General features: G+C 44.7%; 24 protein-coding genes and 1 tRNA gene. 19 read left to right on the forward strand and 6 right to left on the reverse strand.

Translation table 11 applies throughout. From position 1 onward, the window contains the following. Nucleotides 1–2 precede the first annotated feature (2 nt). The 3 genes from OA34_RS09840 to OA34_RS09850 form a co-directional block, all read right to left on the reverse strand. The gene (locus OA34_RS09840) at nucleotides 3–566 is read right to left on the reverse strand and encodes a Fe-S-containing hydro-lyase (RefSeq protein WP_039674856.1); all 564 of its coding nucleotides are present in this window, start codon (nucleotides 564–566) and stop codon (nucleotides 3–5) included. A gap of 12 nt (nucleotides 567–578) precedes the next feature. Beyond that, the gene (locus tag OA34_RS09845; protein ID WP_039674857.1) at nucleotides 579–1,430 is read right to left on the reverse strand and encodes a fumarate hydratase; all 852 of its coding nucleotides are present in this window, start codon (nucleotides 1,428–1,430) and stop codon (nucleotides 579–581) included. A gap of 210 nt (nucleotides 1,431–1,640) precedes the next feature. Then, nucleotides 1,641–3,050, reverse strand: coding sequence for a DASS family sodium-coupled anion symporter (locus OA34_RS09850; RefSeq protein ID WP_039674860.1), 1,410 nt, complete (start codon nucleotides 3,048–3,050; stop codon nucleotides 1,641–1,643). 195 nt (nucleotides 3,051–3,245) lie between these two features. Between OA34_RS09850 and OA34_RS09855 the strand changes: the two genes are divergently transcribed. From OA34_RS09855 to OA34_RS09875, 5 genes are read left to right on the forward strand one after another with little or no spacing between them, the layout of a single operon-like run. After that, nucleotides 3,246–5,363, forward strand: coding sequence for a sensor histidine kinase (locus OA34_RS09855; RefSeq protein ID WP_254376017.1), 2,118 nt, complete (start codon nucleotides 3,246–3,248; stop codon nucleotides 5,361–5,363). Continuing rightward, nucleotides 5,360–6,010, forward strand: coding sequence for a response regulator transcription factor (locus OA34_RS09860; RefSeq protein WP_039674864.1), 651 nt, complete (start codon nucleotides 5,360–5,362; stop codon nucleotides 6,008–6,010). The genes OA34_RS09855 and OA34_RS09860 overlap by 4 nt, the downstream gene beginning before the upstream one ends. Then, entirely contained in the window at nucleotides 6,000–7,166 is a 1,167-nt protein-coding gene (locus OA34_RS09865) for an MFS transporter (RefSeq protein ID WP_039674866.1), read from the forward strand. The genes OA34_RS09860 and OA34_RS09865 overlap by 11 nt, the downstream gene beginning before the upstream one ends. Then, complete coding sequence (locus OA34_RS09870) at nucleotides 7,147–7,428, forward strand: hypothetical protein (RefSeq protein WP_039674868.1); 282 nt, start codon at nucleotides 7,147–7,149, stop codon at nucleotides 7,426–7,428. Before OA34_RS09865 ends, OA34_RS09870 begins: the two co-directional genes overlap by 20 nt. 46 nt (nucleotides 7,429–7,474) lie before the next feature. Next, nucleotides 7,475–7,990: a SixA phosphatase family protein gene (locus OA34_RS09875; protein ID WP_039674869.1), complete on the forward strand. Its 516-nt coding sequence runs from the start codon at nucleotides 7,475–7,477 to the stop codon at nucleotides 7,988–7,990. Between the two features lie 11 nt (nucleotides 7,991–8,001). Here OA34_RS09875 and OA34_RS09880 read toward each other — a convergent pair whose 3' ends face one another. Both OA34_RS09880 and tgt read right to left on the reverse strand, forming a co-directional pair. Further along, the gene (locus OA34_RS09880) at nucleotides 8,002–8,784 is read right to left on the reverse strand and encodes a CorA family divalent cation transporter (RefSeq protein ID WP_039674949.1); all 783 of its coding nucleotides are present in this window, start codon (nucleotides 8,782–8,784) and stop codon (nucleotides 8,002–8,004) included. A gap of 26 nt (nucleotides 8,785–8,810) precedes the next feature. Next, a complete protein-coding gene (gene tgt, locus OA34_RS09885; RefSeq protein ID WP_039674870.1) occupies nucleotides 8,811–9,932 on the reverse strand; it encodes a tRNA guanosine(34) transglycosylase Tgt in 1,122 nt (373 codons plus the stop codon). A gap of 38 nt (nucleotides 9,933–9,970) precedes the next feature. Here tgt and OA34_RS09890 point away from each other — a divergent pair, with 38 nt between their 5' ends. The 8 genes from OA34_RS09890 to OA34_RS09925 all read left to right on the forward strand — a co-directional run bounded on the left by OA34_RS09890 (nucleotide 9,971) and on the right by OA34_RS09925 (nucleotide 17,960). Continuing rightward, nucleotides 9,971–11,377 carry a COG3400 family protein gene (locus OA34_RS09890; RefSeq protein ID WP_039674871.1) on the forward strand — a complete coding sequence of 469 codons (1,407 nt, stop codon included), beginning with the start codon at nucleotides 9,971–9,973 and terminating at the stop codon, nucleotides 11,375–11,377. A gap of 42 nt (nucleotides 11,378–11,419) precedes the next feature. Continuing rightward, on the forward strand, nucleotides 11,420–12,469 hold the full coding sequence (aroB, locus tag OA34_RS09895) for a 3-dehydroquinate synthase (protein WP_039674872.1): 1,050 nt from the start codon (nucleotides 11,420–11,422) through the stop codon (nucleotides 12,467–12,469). After that, on the forward strand, nucleotides 12,462–14,069 hold the full coding sequence (locus OA34_RS09900; RefSeq protein ID WP_039674874.1) for a mechanosensitive ion channel domain-containing protein: 1,608 nt from the start codon (nucleotides 12,462–12,464) through the stop codon (nucleotides 14,067–14,069). Before aroB ends, OA34_RS09900 begins: the two co-directional genes overlap by 8 nt. Then, nucleotides 14,050–15,294 (forward strand): tRNA (N(6)-L-threonylcarbamoyladenosine(37)-C(2))-methylthiotransferase MtaB, encoded by a 1,245-nt coding sequence (mtaB, locus tag OA34_RS09905; RefSeq protein WP_039674876.1) that lies wholly within the window; start codon nucleotides 14,050–14,052, stop codon nucleotides 15,292–15,294. The genes OA34_RS09900 and mtaB overlap by 20 nt, the downstream gene beginning before the upstream one ends. Continuing rightward, on the forward strand, nucleotides 15,281–16,942 hold the full coding sequence (locus OA34_RS09910; RefSeq protein ID WP_039674877.1) for an ATP-dependent metallopeptidase FtsH/Yme1/Tma family protein: 1,662 nt from the start codon (nucleotides 15,281–15,283) through the stop codon (nucleotides 16,940–16,942). Before mtaB ends, OA34_RS09910 begins: the two co-directional genes overlap by 14 nt. Continuing rightward, entirely contained in the window at nucleotides 16,929–17,438 is a 510-nt protein-coding gene (gene bioV / locus OA34_RS09915; RefSeq protein WP_039674878.1) for a pimelyl-ACP methyl ester esterase BioV, read from the forward strand. Before OA34_RS09910 ends, bioV begins: the two co-directional genes overlap by 14 nt. Beyond that, complete coding sequence (locus OA34_RS09920) at nucleotides 17,438–17,794, forward strand: thioredoxin domain-containing protein (RefSeq protein WP_039674879.1); 357 nt, start codon at nucleotides 17,438–17,440, stop codon at nucleotides 17,792–17,794. The genes bioV and OA34_RS09920 overlap by 1 nt, the downstream gene beginning before the upstream one ends. Nucleotides 17,795–17,875: 81 nt before the next feature. Beyond that, nucleotides 17,876–17,960 (forward strand) — tRNA-Leu (locus tag OA34_RS09925). Nucleotides 17,961–18,042: 82 nt separating this feature from the next. Here the strand turns inward: OA34_RS09925 and OA34_RS09930 are convergent. Beyond that, nucleotides 18,043–18,744, reverse strand: a complete 702-nt coding sequence (locus OA34_RS09930) for a hypothetical protein (RefSeq protein WP_286682974.1) — start codon at nucleotides 18,742–18,744, stop codon at nucleotides 18,043–18,045. Nucleotides 18,745–18,841: 97 nt separating this feature from the next. Here OA34_RS09930 and hypB point away from each other — a divergent pair, with 97 nt between their 5' ends. The 6 genes from hypB to OA34_RS09960 all read left to right on the forward strand — a co-directional run bounded on the left by hypB (nucleotide 18,842) and on the right by OA34_RS09960 (nucleotide 22,974). Beyond that, on the forward strand, nucleotides 18,842–19,678 hold the full coding sequence (gene hypB / locus OA34_RS09935) for a hydrogenase nickel incorporation protein HypB (protein ID WP_039674880.1): 837 nt from the start codon (nucleotides 18,842–18,844) through the stop codon (nucleotides 19,676–19,678). Nucleotides 19,679–19,683: 5 nt separating this feature from the next. After that, the gene (locus tag OA34_RS09940; RefSeq protein ID WP_039674882.1) at nucleotides 19,684–19,953 is read left to right on the forward strand and encodes a HypC/HybG/HupF family hydrogenase formation chaperone; all 270 of its coding nucleotides are present in this window, start codon (nucleotides 19,684–19,686) and stop codon (nucleotides 19,951–19,953) included. Further along, nucleotides 19,946–21,070, forward strand: a complete 1,125-nt coding sequence (hypD, locus tag OA34_RS09945; protein WP_039674883.1) for a hydrogenase formation protein HypD — start codon at nucleotides 19,946–19,948, stop codon at nucleotides 21,068–21,070. The genes OA34_RS09940 and hypD overlap by 8 nt, the downstream gene beginning before the upstream one ends. Continuing rightward, a complete protein-coding gene (gene hypE / locus OA34_RS09950; protein WP_039674884.1) occupies nucleotides 21,067–22,071 on the forward strand; it encodes a hydrogenase expression/formation protein HypE in 1,005 nt (334 codons plus the stop codon). The genes hypD and hypE overlap by 4 nt, the downstream gene beginning before the upstream one ends. Next, entirely contained in the window at nucleotides 22,071–22,412 is a 342-nt protein-coding gene (gene hypA, locus OA34_RS09955; protein WP_039674885.1) for a hydrogenase maturation nickel metallochaperone HypA, read from the forward strand. Before hypE ends, hypA begins: the two co-directional genes overlap by 1 nt. 61 nt (nucleotides 22,413–22,473) lie before the next feature. Beyond that, nucleotides 22,474–22,974: a GNAT family N-acetyltransferase gene (locus tag OA34_RS09960; RefSeq protein WP_039674887.1), complete on the forward strand. Its 501-nt coding sequence runs from the start codon at nucleotides 22,474–22,476 to the stop codon at nucleotides 22,972–22,974. Nucleotides 22,975–22,979: the final 5 nt, after the last annotated feature.

The raw sequence follows: 22,979 nt of genomic DNA on the forward strand, positions 1-22,979 counted from the left end.
GTTTATTCGAAAACTTCGTATTGAGCGCGACCCATTTTGTAAAGATCGGCTCCAAATGTGTCGTTAATAACGGTTAAAGGAAAATCGACGACTTCGAGTCTGCGAATTGCTTCAGGACCTAGTTCCGGATAAGCGATAACTTCCGCTTTTTTGATTTGACGAGCAAGAAGAGCACCCGCGCCGCCGGTTGCACCGAAATAAATCGCTTTGGATTTAACACATGCATCGATGACGTCTTGGTTACGTTTACCTTTTCCGATCATCCCTTTAAGCCCTTGCTCGTTGATCAAGCGCGGTGAATAAGAGTCCATTCTGTATGAAGTTGTAGGACCTGCACTTCCGATCGGATCGCCCGGTTTGGGAGGAGTCGGTCCGACGAAATAGATAACCGCACCGTTCATATCGAAAGGAAGGGCTTGACCCGCATCTAAAAGATCCACCAATTTTTTATGTGCCGCATCGCGTGCCGTGTAAACAACGCCCGTTAAATAAACAATATCGCCTGCTTTAAGTTGAATGACGTCTGCTTCGCTAAGCGGTGCCGTTAAATGATAAGTTTTGCTCATTGTAATTCCTTCTTATAGCGTAATGTGCATATGGCGTGAGCTGTGGCATTGAACGTTGACGCTCACGGGTAAACTTGCGATATGGCAAGGATTTTTTTCGATATGAACGCCCAGTACCGTTTGCGTACCGCCCATACCCATAGCACCGATACCCAAGTTATTGAGAAGATGCATCAACTCTTCTTCCATGGATTCGAGTACCGGATCGGGATTTTTACTTCCCAACTCTCTAAAAAGCGCATGTTTCGAAGAAATAACGGCTTTTTCAAACGTACCGCCGATACCGACACCGACTGTAAGCGGAGGACACGGGTTTGGACCTGCATCGGAAATGACTTGTTTAACGTATTCGATAATACCTTTTCTGCCTTTTGCGGGAGGAAATACGGTCGCGCGAGAGACGTTCTCGGAACCGCCGCCTTTAGCTGCGTATTCGATGTCGATTTTATTGCCTTCGACGATATCGAAGTGAATGATCGCCGGAAGGTTGTAGCCGACTTCGTCTTTAAGGTTTGCGCGCGTATCCCAATGACAGGTAGAAGCACGTAAATAACCCTCTTTATAGCCTTGCTCCGTTCCTTCGTTGATCGCTTTTTTCAAGCTGCCTCCGACGACTTTAACGTCTTCGCCGACTTTGACGAAAAAGACGGCCAATCCGGTGTCTTGACAAAGCGGTCGCGCTTCATTCGCGGCAATATCCGCATTCTCTAAAATTTGCTTCAAGACTTGTCTACACACTTCACTTTTTTCCGTGTCGTAGGCACTTTGCAATGCTTTATAAGCATCTTTAGGCAAGTTTGTCGCACTGTAAAGGATCATATCCTTTACGCTCTTGACGATATCTTCGTACTTAATCTCTCTCATTTTTCATCTCCGAAAAAGTTTGATTTTGAATAGAACTGATCAAATCGCTTGCGCAAACCATTTAATCAACCCTATTGTATCCAAAAGTAAAGTAGAGGTGCTAATTTAGAGTTTACATTTAAAAGGAGGGCACCTCTACGAATCCTTACATGTAAAGATTCGTAAAAATGCACACCCCGAATTGCTTCGGGGTTGCGTACTTTTAATACGTTAAACGAAAAGGAAAACACCTACTAACAAGACGGCAAGGTAGATCGCGGCAAAAAGCGCACCCAAAGCCCACCATCTGGCTTGAGAGATATAACCTGCACCGTACCAAATCGGAGAAGGACCCGTACCGTACGGAGTGATGATACCCATGATACCGAGTGAACCGGCAAGTAAGATCATAAACGCAGGCAATTGATCCGGCGCGATAAATTTAACGGCGATCAATGCAAAAACCGGAACCAACGCGGAAACGTGTGCCGTAACGCTCGCAAAGAAATAGTGAAGGATAAAAAATACGATAATCATCGAGATCATTAACGCCATCGGAGAAAGACCCGTTAAAGAACTTTCCGCCATCGTTCCGATCCATTTCAAGATACCGACTTTACCCAAACCGCCTGCAAGCGCAACCAACGTGGAGAACCATACGAGAACGTTCCAAGCACCTTTGTTACCGATAACGTCTTCCCAAGAGATAACTTTGCAAAGGACCATTAAAGCAACGATGGAAACGGCCGCAGTCGTAGCGTCGACGCTCAATTCTTTACCGAAAATCCAAAGGACAAGCGCAAGAACCGCAAAGAGCAACATCATGATCTCTTTAAACGTAATCGATCCCATTTTTTTAAGCTCGTTTGCCGCCCAAATCGGTGCTTCGGGAGATTGTTTTTGTGTCGGAGGATAAACGATATACGCCAACAACGGAGTCAATAGGAAAAGCGGTAACATCAAAGGAATCATCACTTTTGCCCAAGCACCCCATTCGATAGAGACTTTAGCACTTTTAGCGATCAAATCGACGGCTAGTAGGTTCGGTGCGAGAGCCGTTAAGAACATTGAACTCGTAACGCATGTCGCAGCCATCGCTACCCACGTAATATACGAACCGAGTTTGCGCGGCTCGTTATCGGGGAGAGAGTTGAAAATTTGAGGAATGTTAATCGCGATAGGGAAAATCGTACCGCCGCTACGTGCCGTATTGGAAGGCATAAAAGGAGCAAGCAAAAGGTCGGCAAACGCTACCGCATAGCCAAGACCGAGTGAGCTTTTGCCCATAAACTTAACCATAATAAGAGAAATTCTCTTTCCGAGTCCCGTTTTTTGATAACCCGCCGCAAACATAAAAGCTGCAAAGATTAACCAAATAATAGAGTTAGAGAAACCGGAAAGTGCCCATTTGATACCTTCGGCAGGCTTTGGATCGATAATACCCATAAGGGCAACCAAACATACGCCTACAAGCCCCACAAGAGCAGCCGGAACGGGCTCTAAAACGAGACCTACGACGACACCCAAGAAAATAGCCATAAAGTGCCAAGCGTTCGCACTTAACCCTTCAGGTGCCGGAAGAAACCAAACAACCAACATTACCAATACCGGAACCAGCATTGAAATGGCTTGTTTTGACATGTAAAACCTCCATTAAATAATTTTTACTCAACATCTCATAAGTAAGACTGACGTAATTATAGGCGTAGAAAAGAGATATAAATGAGACTTTTTTGCTAAAATGGTAAAAAAAATAGCTGGAAACTTATGAATATCTTAAAAATAATAATTGGATTGTTTTTTTATAGCTCTTTTTTATTCGGGAACGAAATTTTATTGCTCCATTCCTATAATAAAGGGCTGAAATGGACGGATGGAATCTCAAGCGGCGTTGAAGACGTCATGAAAAAACATCCCGAATACGAACTGACGACCCAATATATGGATAGTAAAAAAATCGAATCGCAAAACTACTTCGACGAATTGCTGGACCTTTACCGCAAAAAATTTCGCGATCGCACCTATAAAGCAATCATTGCGGCCGACAACTACGCCTATGAATTTGCTTTAAAATACCATCGTGAATTGTTTCCCAATACGCCGATTGTCTTTTGCGGCGTCGAAAATTTCAATCCCAAAGACATTACGCCGTATCTCAAACAATACGTCACCGGAATCGTCGAATACAAAGACATACGCAAAAACTTGGAGCTCATCCAAACCCTTTTCCCCGCAACGAAAATGGTCTATATTATCAGTGACGATGCTTATTCTTCGTTGGTGATTAAAGACCAAATCGTCGAAGAGTCGAGCCACTTTCAAGATAAAGTACGCATCGTTTTCGACAATAAAATCGATTTTAAGACCATTGACGAAAAAATCGATAAATTACCCAAACACAGCGTCATCTTATTTACCAGCTTTTACCGTGACATGTACGGAAACTATATTCCCTATCATCGCTTACAATCTTTTTTCCAACGTTCCAAATACCCCGTATTTGCACTCAACCGTATTCATGTCGGCGAGGGCGTCATCGGAGGCTATATGGTCGATCCTTACGAGCAGGGCTATTTGGCGGCTAAAAGGGCTTTTGAGATTATCTCCGGCAAAAAAATCAGCTCTCTTCCCGTCAGCACGCCTTCGAATAACTATTTTTTCGATAACCTCGTATTGAAAAAATTCGGTCTTTCGACAAGCGACATCCCAAGCCCTTCCGTCGTGATTAACGGCGTGGAAAGTTTTTACGAAAAACACCAAAAATTCGTCGAGAACGCTTTTACTTTGATGCCCTTGCTCCTTTTGCTCACGACGATTCTCGTCTTAAACATTATCAAACGCATCTCTTTGGAGAAAGAGCAACTCAGGCAAAGTAAGCTTGACTACGTTCTTTTGAATAACATTCAAAGTGCCATTTTTTGGAAAGCCAACGACGGAACCGTTTTAGGATGTAACGAGCTTTTATGCGAAATCGTTGGTAGGGATAAATGGGACATCGTCGGACGTAACATTCAAGAAGTGATGCCCTCTATCTGCGATCAGATCCAAAACGTGCCGCTCAATAATCCTAACAGCACCGAAATCGAAATCCAATTTCCGCATCATGAGAAAAAAACCTTTGCGATTAGGCGCACCTACTATACCGACGAAAAAAACCTCGAAGCCGGCGTTGTTACCATTATGACCGACATCACCGAAAAGAAAAAGATCGACACCGAGCACAAACGCCACGAACAATTCGTCGTGCAACGCTCGAAACAGTCCGAAGTCGGAGAAATGATCGCCAGTATTGCCCATCAGTGGAAAACGCCGTTGGTCGAAATCTCTGCAATTGCACAGGAGTTGATCTATAAACGCCGTAAAAAAGTGCTTGACGAAGCCGATACGCAAAAATTCGTCGACGACATTATGACGCAAGTTAAGTACATGTCGCGTACCATTGACGATTTTAGACAGTTCATCAAACCCTCGACCCGACAAAGTGCCTTTGACGTCAAAGAGGCCGTCGAAACGATGCTCGAAGTCGTTAACCACAACCTTAAATACAATTACATTACGATTACGATTCACGATTTATGTCAGGAAAAACTCTTAGCGTTCGGCTACCCTAATGAATTTAAACAATGTATTTTAAATATCGTTAATAATGCAAAAGATAGTATTCTAAAGCGAAGAGAAACCCTTCCGACCGAAGGCGTGATTTTGATTACGCTCAAAAGCGACGAAACGTCGATTTACCTCACGATCGAAGACGACGGTTGCGGAATCGAACAAGAGACGTTGGAGACGATCTTCAATCCGTTTATGAGCACCAAAGAACACGGCGACGGTTTTGGTTTATACATGGCTCGCCTGATTATCGAAGATAAAATGGGCGGAAAAATTTATGCAGAACAAAAAGAGCAGGGCGCACGCTTGTGCATCGTTGTTCAAAAATACAAAGGAAGCGTATGAAAATCTTGGTACTCGAGGATAACGAACGTTTGGCAAACGTCATCGTTGAAGCGTTCGAAGATAAAAAATACCGCGTCGATCTTTTCGATAACGGCAAAAAAGCTCTTGAGGCGATCGACAACGGATACGACTGCTATATCTTGGATATTAACGTTCCGGGCATCGACGGGTTATCGCTTTTGAAAGAAATACGCAGTATGGACGGTGAAACTCCCGCCATTATTATCAGCGCAAACGTCGAACTCGAAACGATTCAAGAGGCGTACTGTAAAGGATGCGACGAATACCTCAAAAAACCGTTTTACATGTACGAATTGGAGACCAAAATCGAACGTCTGTGCAAACCCAAAGCCCATACGATTCGCCTTGCCCAAAACTTTAGCTATTGCGTTGAGCATGAAAAATTGCTCGATAACCGAGGCGAAGAGGTAAAACTGGCGAAAAAAGAGATTTTATTGCTCAATCTTTTTGCAAAAAATCTGGATAAGAACATCACGTTCGAGCGTATCGAGCAGTACGTTTGGGGCGGAGAACTCACGACGACCGAAAACATACGAGCCCTCATTAAACGCTTGCGTAAAAAGTTGCCCGAAGAAGCCATCGAAAACCAAGGCGGCGTCGGTTATCGTCTCAATTATGAACGTTAAAACGCCTTTTCTCGCCTCACGCGAGGGGCTTTTGTACCTTTTAGCCGCCGCCGTTCCCGTTGCCTTTAGCGCATGGAACTCTTTGCTCAACAATTTTGCCGTAGAAGTCGTTCGTTTCGACGGCGAAAAAATCGGTTTGCTTCAAAGCCTACGCGAAGTTCCCGGCCTTTTGGCATTTACGATCGTCTTTGTTCTCATCTTTTTGCGCCAGCAAAGCGCGGCATATCTTTCATTGGCACTGTTAGGAATCGGTACGATGCTCACAGGCTTTTTCCCTTCCACCGTCGGACTTTACGTCACGACGATCGTGATGTCCGTAGGATTTCATTATCTTGAAACTTTACACAGCTCGTTAAGTTTACAGTGGATCGACAAAAACAAAGCACCGTCGTTCTTAGGGAAACTCTCTTCCCTCCGGTCGTTTATAGGTTTAGGTATCTTGGCACTTTTATACGTTTTGATGCAATACGCTAACGTCGGTTATACGGCGATTTACGCTTTAAGCGGTGCGATCACCGTTGCCGCCGCATTGTTTGCATGGAGGGTTTTTCCGCATTTTAAAGACGACGTCATCCAAGAGAACAGACTTTTTTTACGTCGAAAATATTGGATTTTTTACGTTTTGACCTTTTTAGCCGGAGCCAGACGCCAAATCGTGGTCGTTTTTGCGGGATTTTTGCTCGTGGAGCGCTTTCATTTCAGCGTCCAAAATATGCTTCTTTTACTTATCGTCAACACGATTTTAAATATGCTCTGCGCTCCTTACGTCGGAAAACTCATCGAACGTTTCGGCGAAAATCTTTCGCTCAAAATCGAATACGGTTCCATCGTGCTCATTTTTGTCCTATACGCTATGGTACAATCCCTTGAAATGGCGGTAGGGCTTTACGTGATCGACAATCTTTTTTTTACGATCGCGATCGCACTTAAAACCTATTTTCAAAAAATTGCCGATGCACGCGATATTGCCGTTACCTCGAGTATCGGGTTTACGATCAACCATATTTCGGCGGTTTTATTGCCTTTTAGTTTAGGTATTATTTGGACCTATTCCGTTTCCGCCGTTTTTTTAATCGGAGCTTTTTTGGCAACGATTTCATTTTGTTTAACATTTCTGATGCCCAAAGGAGTGATGCATGAACCTTCAGTCTCTTGACGACGATTCTTTACAATTGGATTACGTATCCGACCCCAAACTATACGATGAAAAACGCTATTTTAACGAAGAGGGCGACGAACCTTTTGATACGACCTCCAAAGCCCAAATGCTTTTAATGCTCAATACGCTCGCTTACGACATGCAATTAGACACCTACGCACTCAAAAAAATGGAAATCTTCCTACGAAGCGAATTACCTTTTTTTGCGGTTACCCGACGCTTGGTACGCCAATGGGTCACGCAGAATTTTTTATATTAATATCATATTACGATGTTATAATGACGTACCAAGTGTGAGGTAAACGATGAAAAAAATTTATTTAATACGCCATGCCAAATCCAGCTGGAAAGACGAAACGCTCGATGATTTTATAAGACCTTTAAACGCAAGAGGCAAGCGCGACGTTCTTTTTATGGGCAAACGTTTGAAGATGTTCGACGTTTTGCCCTGCGCAATTTACGCAAGCCCGGCCAAACGTTCGGAAAAAACGGCAAAAGAGCTTGCTAAAGCCGTCGAATTCAATAGAAAGAAGATTATCTATACGAAAAAACTTTACGACAGTACCTTTGAAACCTATCTTTCGTTGATTCAATCCATCGACGATCACTGCAACGACGTGTTCATCATCGGACATAACCCGACGATTACCGAAGTCGGCGAACGCCTTAGCGGCGCAATTTTAAGCAATATCCCGACCTGTGCGATCGTTTGCCTTCGTTTCGACGTCGAACATTTTCACGAGATCACCGAAGAGAGCGGACATATCCTCTTTTTCGACTATCCGAAAAAACACCTTAAAGAGACTTCGCAAGAATCCTAAAGCTCGTCTGCTTATAATTTCCGACGTAAGTAAAAGATCAGCCCGATCATCACTCCGGCACAAAGCCCCAGCAAAACCGTTACCTTTTCCGATCCCGAAGCGATCGTCGAAAAAGGTAAATTTTGCGTGTTCATCCCAAAATAACCGACCACCAAATTCAGCGGTAAGAAAATCGCCGATAAAATCGTTAAAAAATAGATCGTTTTGTTCATACGCTCGTTGTTGCGACTGGTGTAAAAGGTGTACAGGTTTCCCAGTTTATCGATGGCCAATAAAGCGGAACGATTGGTACGGCTTAAATGCTCGTGAATATCGTTAAAATGCGTTGCCAAAAAGCCTTCTTCTTGGATATAACGTTGAACGAACGTTTCCAAAACTTCCGTCGCTAACGTTAAAAGGCGCACGATGCGCGCTAAATCTTTTTTATACGTTAACCAATAATGCATAAATGCCGTAAACGGTTTGTTTTCGTAAAGCCGCTCTTCCATCCAATCGATACTCTCGTGAATCGAAGCGACAAGTTTCATCGTTTCGTTTGTCTTTTCGTTGAGATACACATACACTTCTTCCATCGAAGGAAGCTCCAAAAAAACGCTTTGCACGGAATCGTAACGGTAATAATGCCGATCGTCGAAGACAAAAGCATGGGCATTCACGATGAGCTCTTTGTCTTTATGCGGAAGCGTCACAATCAAAATATCGTACGCCGCTTCTTCGACGAACATCGACGGATGCGTCGGATTTTTGATGTCCAAGAGGTAAAAACGATCGATTTTTTCGTAAAGGGTTTGCATCTTAAACCGCCGCATCGTCATGCATTTTAGTTGCCTCTTTTGCGATAAAACTCGGCTTTGAATGCCGCAAAGGAGCCTTGTAAGATTGCTTCGCGCATTTGTGCCATCAAGTGCAAATAATAATGCAGGTTATGAATCGAAGCCAACCGAAAATACGTTAACTCTTTCGCACGATACAAGTGGTGCAAATAGCCTCTTGAATAGTGCTTACATGTTAAGCAGTCGCATTCGGGATCGATCGGACTTTCGTCCAAAGCGAACTTGGCGTTTTTAATGCTGATTTTTCCGAAAGAGGTGAATAAAGAGCCGTTTCGCGCATTGCGGGTCGGCATAACGCAATCAAACATATCCACGCCGCGTTCGACGTTTTCGACCAAATCCTCGGGTGTTCCCACGCCCATCAAATACCGCGGCTTATGCGTCGGCATGAGCGGTGTTACGAATTCGACCGTATCGTACATTTCGCGGTTGGCTTCTCCCACGCTAAGCCCTCCGATCGCAAAACCGTCAAAAGGAAGCTCGCATAATTCGTTCGCGCTGATGCGGCGAAACTCTTGATCGGTACCGCCTTGAATGATCGCGAAAATATTTTGATGCGTGCCGATCCCCTCGGCTTTTTTGCGCAAATGATACGCAATAGCCCGTTTCGCCCAATCCGTCGTTCGTTGAATCGAAAGCGCAATACGCTCTTTGGTAGCAGGAAGGGCTACAAGGTCGTCCAAAATCATCATAATATCGGAATTGAAGTTGTACTGAATGTCCAAGACTTTCTCGGGCGTAAAATAGTGCGTCGAGCCGTCAATGTGGCTTTTAAACGTAATGCCGTTTTGATCGGCTTTGGAAATGTCGCTGAGACTAAAGGCTTGAAAGCCGCCGCTATCGGTCAAAAAGCTATACGGAAACTTCGTAAAGCCGTGCAATCCGCCGAAATGACGAATCGTTTCGTCTCCGGGGCGCAAATACAAGTGGTAGGTATTGCCTAAAATAATCTTCGCTCCGACTTCTTCCATCACGTCTTTCGCATCCAAACTCTTCACGCTTCCGACCGTTCCGACCGGCATAAAGATAGGCGTTTGAATCGTGCTGTGCGCCGTTTGAATCGTACATGCGCGCGCATTTCCGTCGGTTTTATCTATCTGAAATTTCATATCCGTTATAATATCCTCTCATAATTTAGGGAGCTCGTATGAAAAAAATCCTTATCATCGCTGATGGCATTCTAGCAAAACAATTTTTAGAAAAGGTTATGGAAACAGAAGCCGGCGAAAATAGCTATACGATTATCACGTATAAAGAAGAGACGCTGCCCAAACGTCGCCCCGAAAATTTTAAATTTTTCGAGTTTGATCCGACCAGCTACGAAAAGTTGGCCGTCGTCTTAAACGAACAATTTTTTCAAATTATGATTTTACTCTCCAACGAAATCGACGTCACGGCAACGTATAAAAATATTCGACGTATCGATAATAAAGTACGCATCGTTTTGATGGACCGTTGGGGTCTTCAACTGGAAGATAAACGCCTTTTTATGGTCAATTCCAGAGAAATTTTAGCTTCTCGTTTTACCGATCACCTCCCCAATATGCCCATTATGGCGCAAAATATCGGTTTGGGTATCGGCGAAATTATGGAAGTCTCCATTCCGGTCGGAAGCTCGTACGCGTACCGCCATTTAGCGTCCATTGAGCAAAGCAAATGGAAAATCGCCGCGGTCTATCGCGCCAACTCTTTGTTGCTTCCGCGACCGACGTTGATGCTTTTACCCAATGATCTCATTCTCTTAGTCGGCGATCCTAAAGTGCTTCAAAGCGTTTTTCGAAGTATCAAACGCGAGCTCGGGCAGTTTCCATCGCCGTTTGGAAGTAGCATCTACTGCTTGGTCGATATGCTCGAGATGAACGATAAAGAGATGGAATCTTTGCTCAACGACGCATTGTTATTGCACTCTAAACTCAACAGTAACAAACTGCATATCAAAGTGATTCATCCGACCTACTGCAAATCGTTGGACAAAATCAAAAGTTACCATAGCACGCACATTAACGTGATGATCGATTATTACGAAACCAATCCGCGTAAAGTCCTCCGCGCGGATACCGAAACGATGGATATCGGACTGATCGTCACGATGAATCGTTTCTTTCAACACAACCGTAAAGCGCTCTACAAAACCAAACTTCCCGTTTTTAAAATGGGCAAACGCGGTTTTTCAAGTCTCAATCAAGGCGTCGTCCTCAGCAACGACGCGCATGAAATCGAACAAGAATCCTCCGTGATTTTCGACGTCGCGACGCAACTGGCCTTGGAAATCAAGCTTTATACCTACAATCCCGATCATCCCGAAGCGAAAAATAGCTTAATCGAGCATTTTGAAAACCTCTCCAAAATTTTCGGTCGTGAAGTCGATATGATTCAAAGCGAAAAAAATCCTCTTTTCAAACTGAAAAACAGAGACAATATTTTGCAATTTCTCCCTTTTAGCCATAAAATTTTAGAGTCCAATATGCTCTCTATTTTTTCAACCGATATGGATAAACTGCACTTTAAATTGGCGGATAATTATCAACTTTTTATTCCGGTTAATACAAATTAATGCCTTTTTGAGATACTATAAAATAAAAAATTTGGATCGAATATGCACGTCAACGTCGTTTTTAACCCAACCGCTTCTTCGAAAGATTACACCGTCTTCATCGACGAACTGCAAACGCTTTGCTTCGATACGAAAGTCATGATCGTGACCAATACGACCGTCGCCGCTTTGCACCTTGAAACCCTCAAAGCACGCTTACATGTCAAAACGTTGCACACAGTCATTTTACCGGACGGAGAACAGTATAAAAATTTTGAAAGCCTTCATTGCATTTTAAACGCCTGCTTTGAACACAGGCTCGATCGCAAATCGCTTTTGATCGCCTTCGGCGGCGGCGTGATCGGCGATATGACGGGCTTTGCCGCTTCGATTTATCAACGAGGCATCGACTTTATTCAAATTCCGACCACGCTTTTGGCGCAAGTGGATGCAAGCGTGGGCGGGAAAACGGGTATCAACAACGATTACGGCAAAAACCTGATCGGAACGTTTTGGCAACCGCGCGCGGTGTACTGTGAAAGTGCCTTTTTAAAGACGCTTCCGCACCGTGAATTTGCCGCAGGCGTCGCTGAAATCGTTAAAATGGCGGTGACGTTCGATCGTGATTTTTTTGCATGGCTCGAAACACACGACTTACATGTCGACCAAAATCTTGCCGAAGCGATTCGCAAAAGCATCGCTATTAAAGCACGCGTCGTTGCGCAAGACGAAACCGAGCAGGGCGTTCGTGCCGTGCTGAATTACGGTCATACGTTCGCACATGTCATCGAAAACCAAACCGCTTATAGCGTTTATTTGCACGGCGAAGCCGTAGCAATCGGCATGGTTATGGCCAATACGCTCGCCAAAAGTCTGGATCTTTTAAGCCAAGAAGACGCGCTTCGCATTCAAACGCTTTTAAGGCGTTACGACCTGCCGACGCACTACGACGTTCCTTCTTCGGAAGCGTTTTACGAAGCGTTTTTCTTAGATAAAAAAAGTGCGAACGATACGATCAAATTTATCTTACCCCAAGGTATCGGGAACTACGCGATGCGCAACGATATTCCCAAAGAAACGGTTCTGCGTGCGTTAAAGGGCGATCATGTTTAAAACACTGTGTTGCTTTTTTTTAACATGTACCTTTTTGTTTGCCGACGCAAACGCTACGTCTAAACTCGAAGAGGGCATCAAAATCGATGCCTTGCATCAAAAAATTACCCTCATAGACGAAGCGGTCAAAGACAATCTATGGTTTAAACGCTACGGCAATTACTTGACGTATCAAAAACTTTTAGAAGAGCTCTCCACCGTCGATGCCGAAGTGAAAAAATTTAAAAACACCAAAGACAAAGCCTCTTTGGAAAAATACGAAAAACTCTTGACCAAACAAGAGTCTTTGGAAAAGCAGATCGAGCTTTTACAAGAGTTTAAAAATTCGCCTTTTAGCAAACTCGTCGATGCGGCGGACGTGGAAAGTTACACGAAAGTGACCAACCCGTTTGCCATTCTTTCGGCACTCTCGTACATCAAAAAAATCAAACAAGAGAGTTTAGACTACAAAGCGCGCTTGGAACGCTTGGACTTTTTGGTCGAAAAACTCAAAGAAAAAGAGACGCTTTTAGCGACCTTGTACGAAATTGAGCCGATGATTACCAACGAAGACGCCTTGTACGAAGCGCAAAAAGAGCTGAACGCCTTTACCTCCGCGCAAGAGATCGCACGCACGAGCTACTCGCTTTACGTGAAAAAGGTCGAAGAAGCGACGATTCGGGTGACCCAAGACATTACCGTACAGATGAAGCGTGCTTTTAACATCGGTATTTTTATTATCGTCGTCATCGTCGTAACGTTTTTATTGAAATTTATCGCCAAACGCTACGTCAAAGACAACGAACGTTTTTATACCGCCAATAAGATCATCAATTTTGTGAACGTCACGTTGATTCTGTTGATTTTACTCTTTTCCTACATCGAAAACGTTTCGTATCTGGTCACCGTTTTAGGATTTGCGTCCGCGGGTATCGCGATTGCTATGAAAGACTGGTTTATGAGCATCTTGGGCTGGATGGTCATCGTTTTCGGCGGAAGTTTTCACGTCGGCGATCGTATTAAGATTCAAAAAGACGGACTGCCTTACGTCGGCGATATTATCGATATTTCGCTTTTACGTATGACGGTTTTGGAAGACATTACGCTTACCAGCTATAAAGAAAATATCCGTTCCGGTCGTATCTTTTTCGTGCCGAACAACTTGGTTTTTACCTCGGTCATTTCCAACTACACCCACGGAACAATGCGCACCGTTTGGGACGGTATCTACATCTATATCACGTTTGATTCCAATCACAAAAAAGCCGTGCATATCGCGCGCGAAATTACGAAAAAATATGCCAAAGGCTACACCGACATCGCGCGTACGCAACTCAATTTATTGCGCAACCAGTATAGCCTTAAAAACACCAACGTCGAGCCGCGAATCTTTGCGTTTGTCGAAGAACAAGGCTTTTGCGTCAACTGCTGGTATATGACGAATTCATACGCGGCAATGGCACTTCGCGGCACGATCGGCTGCGAAATCATCGATGCGTATAACAAAGAAGAGGATATTACGATCGCTTACCAAACGCAAAACGTTAATCTTGCGCGTCAGGACAAACCGATGCCGACGCACGAATCGCCAAAGAGCGTAGATGAAAAAAGTCTATTTTAAAACGTTCGGGTGCCGTACCAACATCTACGATACCCAAGTCATGATGGCAAATTTGTGCGATTTTGAGCTAACGGAAGACGAGCATGCCGCCGATATCGTCGTCGTGAACTCGTGTACGGTTACCAACGGCGCGGACAGTGGGGTACGAAACTATATCAATCACGTTTCAAAAGAGGGCAAAAAAGTGATCGTCGCCGGATGCGGCGCGATGAGCAAAGGCGAAAGCCTTTTCGCGCAAAAAAAAGTCTTCGGCGTCATGGGACACTCGGAAAAAGCACATATCAACACGCTTTTAAAACACGACCGTCCGTTTTTCGAAATCGGCGATTTAACCTCGCTGGATGAGACCATCGTACACGAATACACGGGCAAAACCAAAGCATTTATCAAAATCCAAGAAGGGTGCAACTTCAGGTGTGCTTATTGTATTATTCCTTTCGTTCGCGGAAACGCGCGCAGTCAAGATGAAAACACCATTGTCGAGCAAGTACGAAAGTTAGCCCTCAACGGATACGGCGAATTCGTCTTAACGGGAACGAATATCGGAAGTTACGGTAAAGACAAAGGAAGTTCTTTAGGAAAACTCGTTCAGCGATTAGGCACTATTCGCGGCGTGCGTCGTATCCGTTTAGGCAGTATCGAGCCGATCCAAATCGACGAGAGTTTTCGCGAAATTTTACGTGAACCGTGGTTGGAGCGACACTTGCATATTGCATTGCAACACACTTCCGAGACGATGTTGGAGCTGATGCGAAGGCGCAACCGCGTTATGCACGATTTGGAACTTTTCTGCGAACTGAGCGAGCAAGGCTTTGCGCTCGGAACCGATTTTATCACGGGACATCCGGGAGAAACCGAAGCGATTTGGCAAGAGGCGTATCGCACGTTGGAAAAATTTCCGTTAACGCACTTGCACGCTTTTACCTACTCCAAGCGCGACGGCACGCCGTCTGCTTTAATGAAACCCGAGATCAAAGGCGATATCGCTAAAGAACGCCTTAAGCAAATCGAAGCGTTGGTTCACGCAAAAAATATCGCGTTTCGTCAAGCACGCCGACATGTCGCTTTAGATGTTTTGGTTGAAGAGTATAAAGACGGTCTTTTTATCGGTTACGATCAATTTTTCAATAAAGTAACCCTGCAAAGTGAACGCGACGTCCTGAAAGAGTGGGTCAACGTCGCATCGTACGAGATTTTAGGGGAGTGCAATCATGCAAATTTTTAAGTCGCAAAAACTGATGCTGTCGTTTATGGCGTTGAGCATTTTTATCGTTTTACTCGCTTTCGGCTATATGCGCATTACGCCGAAAATCATCGATTTGCCGACGTACAACGCGCTTTTAAATTCCGGTGCGATTCAAAAAGCCAAAGTCGCCAACGACGAAGTCTTTTTATACGGCATCAACGACCAATTCGTTATTATTAAAGACGGTATCGACATGAGCGAACTGCTCAAAAAAGTTCCGGTCGAAGTTGCCCGTAGCAATGCACTCATCGACGATATGCTGATTATTGTTTTGCTCTTGGGAGGGCTGTTGGCACTCTTACTGTATGCACGAAAAAAACGCGCCGAAGATGCCAAAAAAGAACAAGAAAACGCTCAAAAAGCGTACGCCTCTTACGATCCGTTTTTAGGCAACGTCATTCGTCCGGTACGCGCACACGTAAGCTTTAAAGACGTCGCGGGCATTCAAGACGTCAAAGAAGAACTCGAAGAGATCGTCGATTTTTTAAAAAATCCCGCCAAATACAAACGCTACGGCATTTCGCTTCCCAAAGGCGTGCTCTTAGTCGGACCTCCGGGCGTGGGCAAAACGATGATCGCCAAAGCCGTTGCGGGGGAGGCGAGCGTACCGTTTTTTTACCAAAGCGGTGCAACGTTCGTGCAAATCTACGTCGGCATGGGAGCCAAAAGAGTCAAAGAGCTTTTTTCACAAGCTAAGGCACACGCGCCTTCTATCATCTTTATCGACGAAATCGATGCGGTGGGTAAAGCCAGAGGAGGGTTGCGTAACGACGAAAGAGAAGCGACGCTCAATCAACTTTTAACCGAAATGGACGGATTTGAAGACAGTAGCGGCGTTATCGTCATTGCCGCGACCAATAAAATCGAAGTGATCGACGAAGCATTGCTTCGCTCGGGACGCTTCGATCGACGCATTTTTATTTCGCTTCCCGATAAACACGACCGAACGGAGATTTTAAAAACGTACTTGCGTAACAAACCGAGCGAAATCAACCTTGAAGAACTCGCAAACATGAGCGTGGGTTTTAGCGGAGCAGCCCTTGCGACATGGGTCAACGAAGCCGCGATCAACGCACTTCGTAGAGGTTCGCAAACGCTTGAAACGAGCGATTTTATCGCCGTACGCCAAAAAGTCTTGATGGGTAAGAAAAAAGTCCTTAGTTTTTCCAACGAAGAGAAAAAAATTCAAGCACGCTACCAAGCCGCCAAAGCCGTATGCGCGTATTGGTTTGAAATCGATTTCGACAAAGTGACGATCGTCAATGACCGCATTAAAGACATGGATCGCGAAATCGAATCTAAAACGCAAATGCTCAGCAAATTGAAAGTCTATCTTGCCGGAATGGTCGCTACGGAGCTTGCCTACAACGAAAAATACACCAATGCGACCGAAGACCTCAACCGCGCTTTGGAAATCGCCAAGGAGATGGTCGAAGTTTACGGTATGGGCGAAAAACTTTTGCCGAACGAGAACGACGTGCTGATAATCTTGGAAACCGCCCAAAAAGAGTTGGAACGTTTTTTAGAGGGGATGCATAGCCTTTTGGACAAAGTGAGCGACACCTTGTACACGCACGAAAGCATCTCTCGCAATGAGTTAAAAGCCATTATCGATGACGTTCTTTAGCGGTTTTTGTTTTCACGGTGAAGAGGCTCTTTTTGAGCCTTACCTCATTCAAAACGACTTCACGGTAGCCGGATTTAGCTACGGAGCCATCAAAGCGTTTGAGTATACCCTGACATGTCAAACGCGTATCGACACGTTGCAACTCTTTTCTCCCGCGTTTTTTCAACACAAAGACGCGAAGTTTAAAAAGCTTCAAACCCTCTTTTTTACCAAAGACAGCACACTTTACACACGTCATTTTAGACAAAACACCGTCTATCCTTCGGCGTTTGATGTGACGCCTTATCTTCATCAAGGCTCGCTTGAAGAACTCAACGAGCTCTTAAACTACGTATGGGACGAAGCTAAACTGCACATGCTCGTCGACAAAGGCGTCACGATCGAAGTCTACACCGGCGAATGCGATGCAGTTGTCGATAGCCTTACATGTAAGGATTTTTTCGTACCGTTTGCGAGCGTTTACTACGTCAAAAGAGTAGGGCATCTTTTAAAATAATGCAAGCCCTAAACGAAACCGAACTTTTAGAACGCCTGAGCCAACCTCATCGCGCTTTTTTACTGCTTTTACACACCGCACACTGTTCTCAATGCAAGATCGCCGACGCAAGAGTAAAGCGCGTAGAACAAAACCCTGTGTTACATGTGGATTTTTTAACATGTAATCTTGACGAAGCCCCTCGCATCCATGAGCTTTTTAACATTCGCTCCGTCCCCGTCTGCATGGCGTACAACGAAAAAAGCGAGCTACACCGAGTCGAATACGGCCTTAAATCCAAAGCGGTGTACGAAAGTATGGCACTGGGCGTCAACACCCAAAAAGGGAACCCCAAAAATCGACTTCTAGGCTTTTAATTGCACTAGAGTAAACCATATTTTATGATTTTACGGTTATTTAAGTTTTTTCTTGTATAATTCGAACTCTTAATTCAATGTGCCTGAGTGGTGAAATTGGTAGACGCGCTAGACTCAAAATCTAGTATGGAGACATGTGCCGGTTCGAGTCCGGCCTCAGGTACCACCTCAATCCCCTTCAAATCGACATTCTAAACCTTAAACTTTGCCGGTGTCAATGAGATGTCATAATGACACGCTCATCTCATTTATTTTTTGCTGTTTTCTACGTATCGATGCTTACATGTATTTATTTGCCCTAATATTTGGTGTTGCTCTTCTTTCGTGTGGTTAAATCTAAACTCCGCTTCTTTGAGATAGTAGATAAAATTGGTATGATCGACGCCTTTAAAACGATGCATAAACGTCTCTAAAAAACCCCAAAAACGGCTCAATCGACTATCGAAACTTTCTAAGCGTGCAATCTTATGGTGTTGAAGATATTTTGCGTAAGCCTCTTTTTCCTCAAGGTCACAACTGTTTTGTTTTAAAGACTCAAAGTGATCGGGCAATAACAGCGTGTAAACGCCTTCGTCGCAGAGCATTCCTAAAATACCGACGGCATCGAAAATATAACGGGAATTTCCCTTTTTGGACGTCGGTAAATAATAATATTCGTCGTATTCGTTAAACAGAGCCGCACGTTGATACCGTGCTTCGCTTTTTTGAACAAGAAACGAGCGGTAACTCGCATAACGTTTTTGAACGGTTGCGTAGTTTAATCGCAACAAAGAAGATGCGGCGTTAATGCTTAAACCCTCAACGAAAGCCTCGATGATTAAAGCTTCTTTGTGAGCTTTTTGGGCACTCCACGTACGTTTGCATGTCGCACAGCGGTATTGCGTTTTACTCACGCGGTAAAGCTTTGAGTCGCCGCAAAAAATACATGAAAGATTTTCGGAAGATTTCATAACGATATTTTTCCTGAAAACAACTAAGAAAATTCTTTTTTTAGCTCCTATTTAAAGAATTAGTCTATAATCTTCTAAAAACTCAAAAGGATATTCTATGTGTAAAGATTGCGGTTGTTCCATTACGCCGACACAATGGTCCGCACATGAGCATACTCACAGCCATGACGGACACGAACATAGCCACGCGCATACGCACGACGATCATCACGATCACGACCATCCCCATTCTCACGATCATGAGCACAAGCACGAACATTTACATGCCAATCCGCAACTCAACGACGCCAAAACGATTTCGGTCATTACGAAAATTTTAGACGCCAACGATACGCAAGCGGCACACAATCGAGCGCATTTCGAAGAACACGGTATTTTGGCGATCAATTTAATGAGCAGTCCGGGTAGCGGCAAAACTACGCTTTTGGAAGCGACGATCGATGCGAAAGAGATCAAACTCGGCGTGATCGAAGGCGATTTGGAAACCAATCAAGACGCCGATCGTATCGTTGCCAAAGGAGCTCCCGCGTATCAAATTACGACCGGACAAGCTTGCCATCTCGATGCTTTTATGGTTCATGACGCTTTGCATCATCTTCCCGTTGAAGGGTTGGACGTCGTCTTTATCGAAAATGTGGGTAATCTCGTTTGCCCAGCCAGCTACGACGTCGGATCGCATTTAAACGTCGTCTTGCTTTCCGTACCCGAAGGCGACGACAAACCGGCAAAATACCCCGTTATGTTTAAAAACGCCGATCTTTTTTTAATTACGAAATGCGATTTATTGCCGTATTTTGATTTTAGCATCGAAAAAGCGATTCGTGAAGCACGCAAACTCAACCCGAAAGTCGACGTCATCGAAATCGACAGCAAATCGGGTAAAGGAATCGATCAATGGATTGCTTACCTTAAAATGAAAAAAGCATTGAGGTAGTCGTTATGTGCCTATCCATTCCCTCTAAAGTCGTGGAAATCGACGAAAACAATTATGCAACCGTAGATACCTTGGGCGTTAGACGCCAAGTGACGCTCGATTTGATTAGCGAACCCGTTCATGTCGGCGATTACGTCTTAATCCACGTCGGATTTGCGATGAATAAGATCAGCAAAGAAGAGGCCGAAGACAGCATTGCCGCGTATAACGAAATCGCGGAGGCGATGAAAAACGGAGAAATCGACGAAGACGAAGGAAACAGCCATTATGCCTGAAGTCGATCTCATCGAAGGTTTTCGTGATCCCGTCCATATGAAAGCGTTGGCAGCGATCATTCGCAAAGAGTGTACGCGCAAAATCAATATTATGGAAGTATGCGGCGGACATACCCATACGATTATGAAATACGGACTTCCTCAACTCTTACCGGATAATATCGAATTTGTTCACGGGCCGGGATGCCCCGTGTGTATTATGCCCAAAGAGCGCATCGATCACGCGATTGCGTTAGCGCTCATGCCGAACACGATCTTAGCGACGCTCGGCGATATGATACGCGTCCCCGGAAGCAAAAGCTCTTTACAAAAGTTACGGGCGGATGGATGCGATATTCGTTCGCTCTATTCGCCTTTGGACGTCATCAAGATTGCACAAGACAATCCCGATAAAAACGTCGTTTTCTTTGCCATAGGGTTTGAAACGACCACGCCCATGAGTGCGGTCGTCCTAGAACAAGCTTTGCGTTTAGGGCTGAAAAACATCTTTTTTCATATCAATCACGTCAGCGTCCCCGAAGCGGTTGATGCGATTATGAGCGGCGGCGATGCTCATATCGACGCGTTTTTAGGACCTTCACATGTTAGCGTGATTACGGGATATAAAATTTACGAGCCGATCGCAAAAGCGTATCATACGCCAATCGTCGTAGCGGGCTTTGAACCGACCGACGTTATGGAATCGGTACTGCGTATCGTACGTCAAATCAATCACGGTAAAGCCGAAGTGGAAAACCAATATGCCAGAGCCGTTTCCAAAGAAGGGAACCTCAAAGCGCAAGCTTTGGTGGAAATCTATTTTGAGAAAAGAGACCATTTTAGATGGCGAGGCATCGGCGACATTGCACACAGTGCGTTAAAGCTAAAACCCGCCTATGCCGCGATGGATGCCGAAGTCGTTTTTGACGACATTCTTCCCAAAGTGTTGTTAGACGACCATAAAATGTGTATTTGCGGCGATATCTTAAAAGGGCGCGCGAAGCCGTACGACTGCAAAGTCTTCGCAAAAGCCTGTATTCCGAGCAATCCGATGGGCTCGTGCATGGTTTCAAGTGAAGGGGCGTGTGCGGCATATTTTAAATACGGCAATTTGAACCTTAAAGGAGCAAAAGCGTGAGTGCAAAAATATTACTTTCTCACGGAGGCGGCGGCGAAGAGACGCAAAGCCTGATTAAAAACCTTTTTTTTAAACATTTCGGAAACGATATTTTATTACGGATGGAAGATGCGGCTGTTTTAACGATGAAAAGCGAAAAAATCGCTTTTACGACCGACTCTTTTACCGTTTCGCCGCTTTTTTTTAAAGGGGGCAATATCGGAAAATTAGCCATTGCCGGAACCGTCAACGACCTTTCTATGATGGGGGCGCGTCCAAAATATCTAACATGTGCGTTTATGATCGAAGAAGGATTTGAGTACGAAAAGCTTGAAGAAATCGTCATTTCTATGCGCGACGAAATGGCAAAAAGCGGCGTTAAAATCGTGGCCGGAGATACCAAAGTCGTTCCCAAAGGCGGCGTGGACGGTGTTTTTATCAATACCGCAGGTGTCGGAGAAGTGCTTAAAGAGGGTATTTCGGCGCATGCGTTACGCCAAGGCGATGCGATCATCGTAACGAACGAAGTCGGAAACCACGGAGCGTGTATTTTGGCGATGCGCGAAGAGTTAGAATTACAAAGCGACTTAAAAACCGATTGTGCGTCGTTATGGAAAAGTGTAGAGGCTTTGATCGACGCCGACATTGAAATCCATGCACTGCGCGATGCGACGCGCGGGGGCGTGAGTGCGGTACTCAACGAATGGGCGCAAACGTCAAACGTCGGTATCCATGTTAGGGAAGCAGACATTCCCGTCGCCAACGAAGTCAAAGGAATGTGCGAACTTTTAGGGTTTGAGCCTTACGAGTTTGCGAATGAGGGTACGATGCTGATTGCACTTCCGCAAAGCGAAGTTGCTAAAGCATTAGAGGTACTCAAACGCTTTGAAGAGACCTCCAAAAGCGCTCTGATCGGCGACGTGGACGATCGATTCGAAGGAAGAGTCGTTTTACAAACGCCGTGGGGCTCAGAACGCTTTTTAGAACCGCCTAAAGGTGAGTTATTGCCGAGGATTTGCTAATGCACGAGTTCTCGATCGTGAATGCGCTTTTGGAATTGTGCGAGAAAAACGCACGCGAAAACCGCGCAACAAAAATTACGAAAGTAGAGATTAAAGTCGGCAAATTAAGCGGCGTCGAAATCCACTTTTTAGAAACGGCTTTCGATACGTTTAAAGAACAAACAATCTGTCACGATGCCCAACTCGCGGTACATGTGCAAGACGTCGTCGTACGATGCGAGCAGTGCAAGCAAGAGTCTACGTTGGAACATTATGAGCTCATCTGCCCTGCATGTCAAAGTCGCGACGTGAGTATTATCGACGGCGAAGAGATGCTTTTAATGCGCCTTGAAATGGAGTAAAGCTAGACTAAGAGAGCATTGTGTATAATCAGGGATGATTCAACTTTAAGGATTGCCCTGTATGTTACAAACGCTACGAGAAGCAACCATCGACGATTTGGCGGAAATTATTAAAATCTACAACGAAGCGATCAAAGACGGCATTTCGACCGCCGATAGCAAGACGGTCGGAATTGATGAAAAACTGGAGTGGTTTTACGCACATACGGCACAACGTCCGATGCTCGTTAAAGAGTATTGCGGACGTATTATCGCGTGGATTAGTATTCAGCCCTTTTACGCCAATTTGTTAGCCTACCAAGATACGGCGCGTATCAATATCTACATCGATAAAAATTTTCAAGGTAAAAAACTCGGACAGCAATTTCTCGGCGAAGCGATAGAGCGTGCAAAATCTATCGGCATTAAAACGCTTTTAGCCTTGATTTTTTCCGAAAATATCGCAAGTTTGACGTTATTTAAGAAAATCGGTTTCAAAGAGTGGGGCAATCTAAGCCGCATCGCTACGATCGAGGGGATCGATAAAGACCTTTTGATCTTAGGTCAACGGATTCAAGACTAAAATCA

It is taken from the genome of Sulfurospirillum sp. MES (assembly GCF_000789415.1).
GTDB classification, from domain to species: Bacteria; Campylobacterota; Campylobacteria; order Campylobacterales; family Sulfurospirillaceae; genus Sulfurospirillum; species Sulfurospirillum cavolei.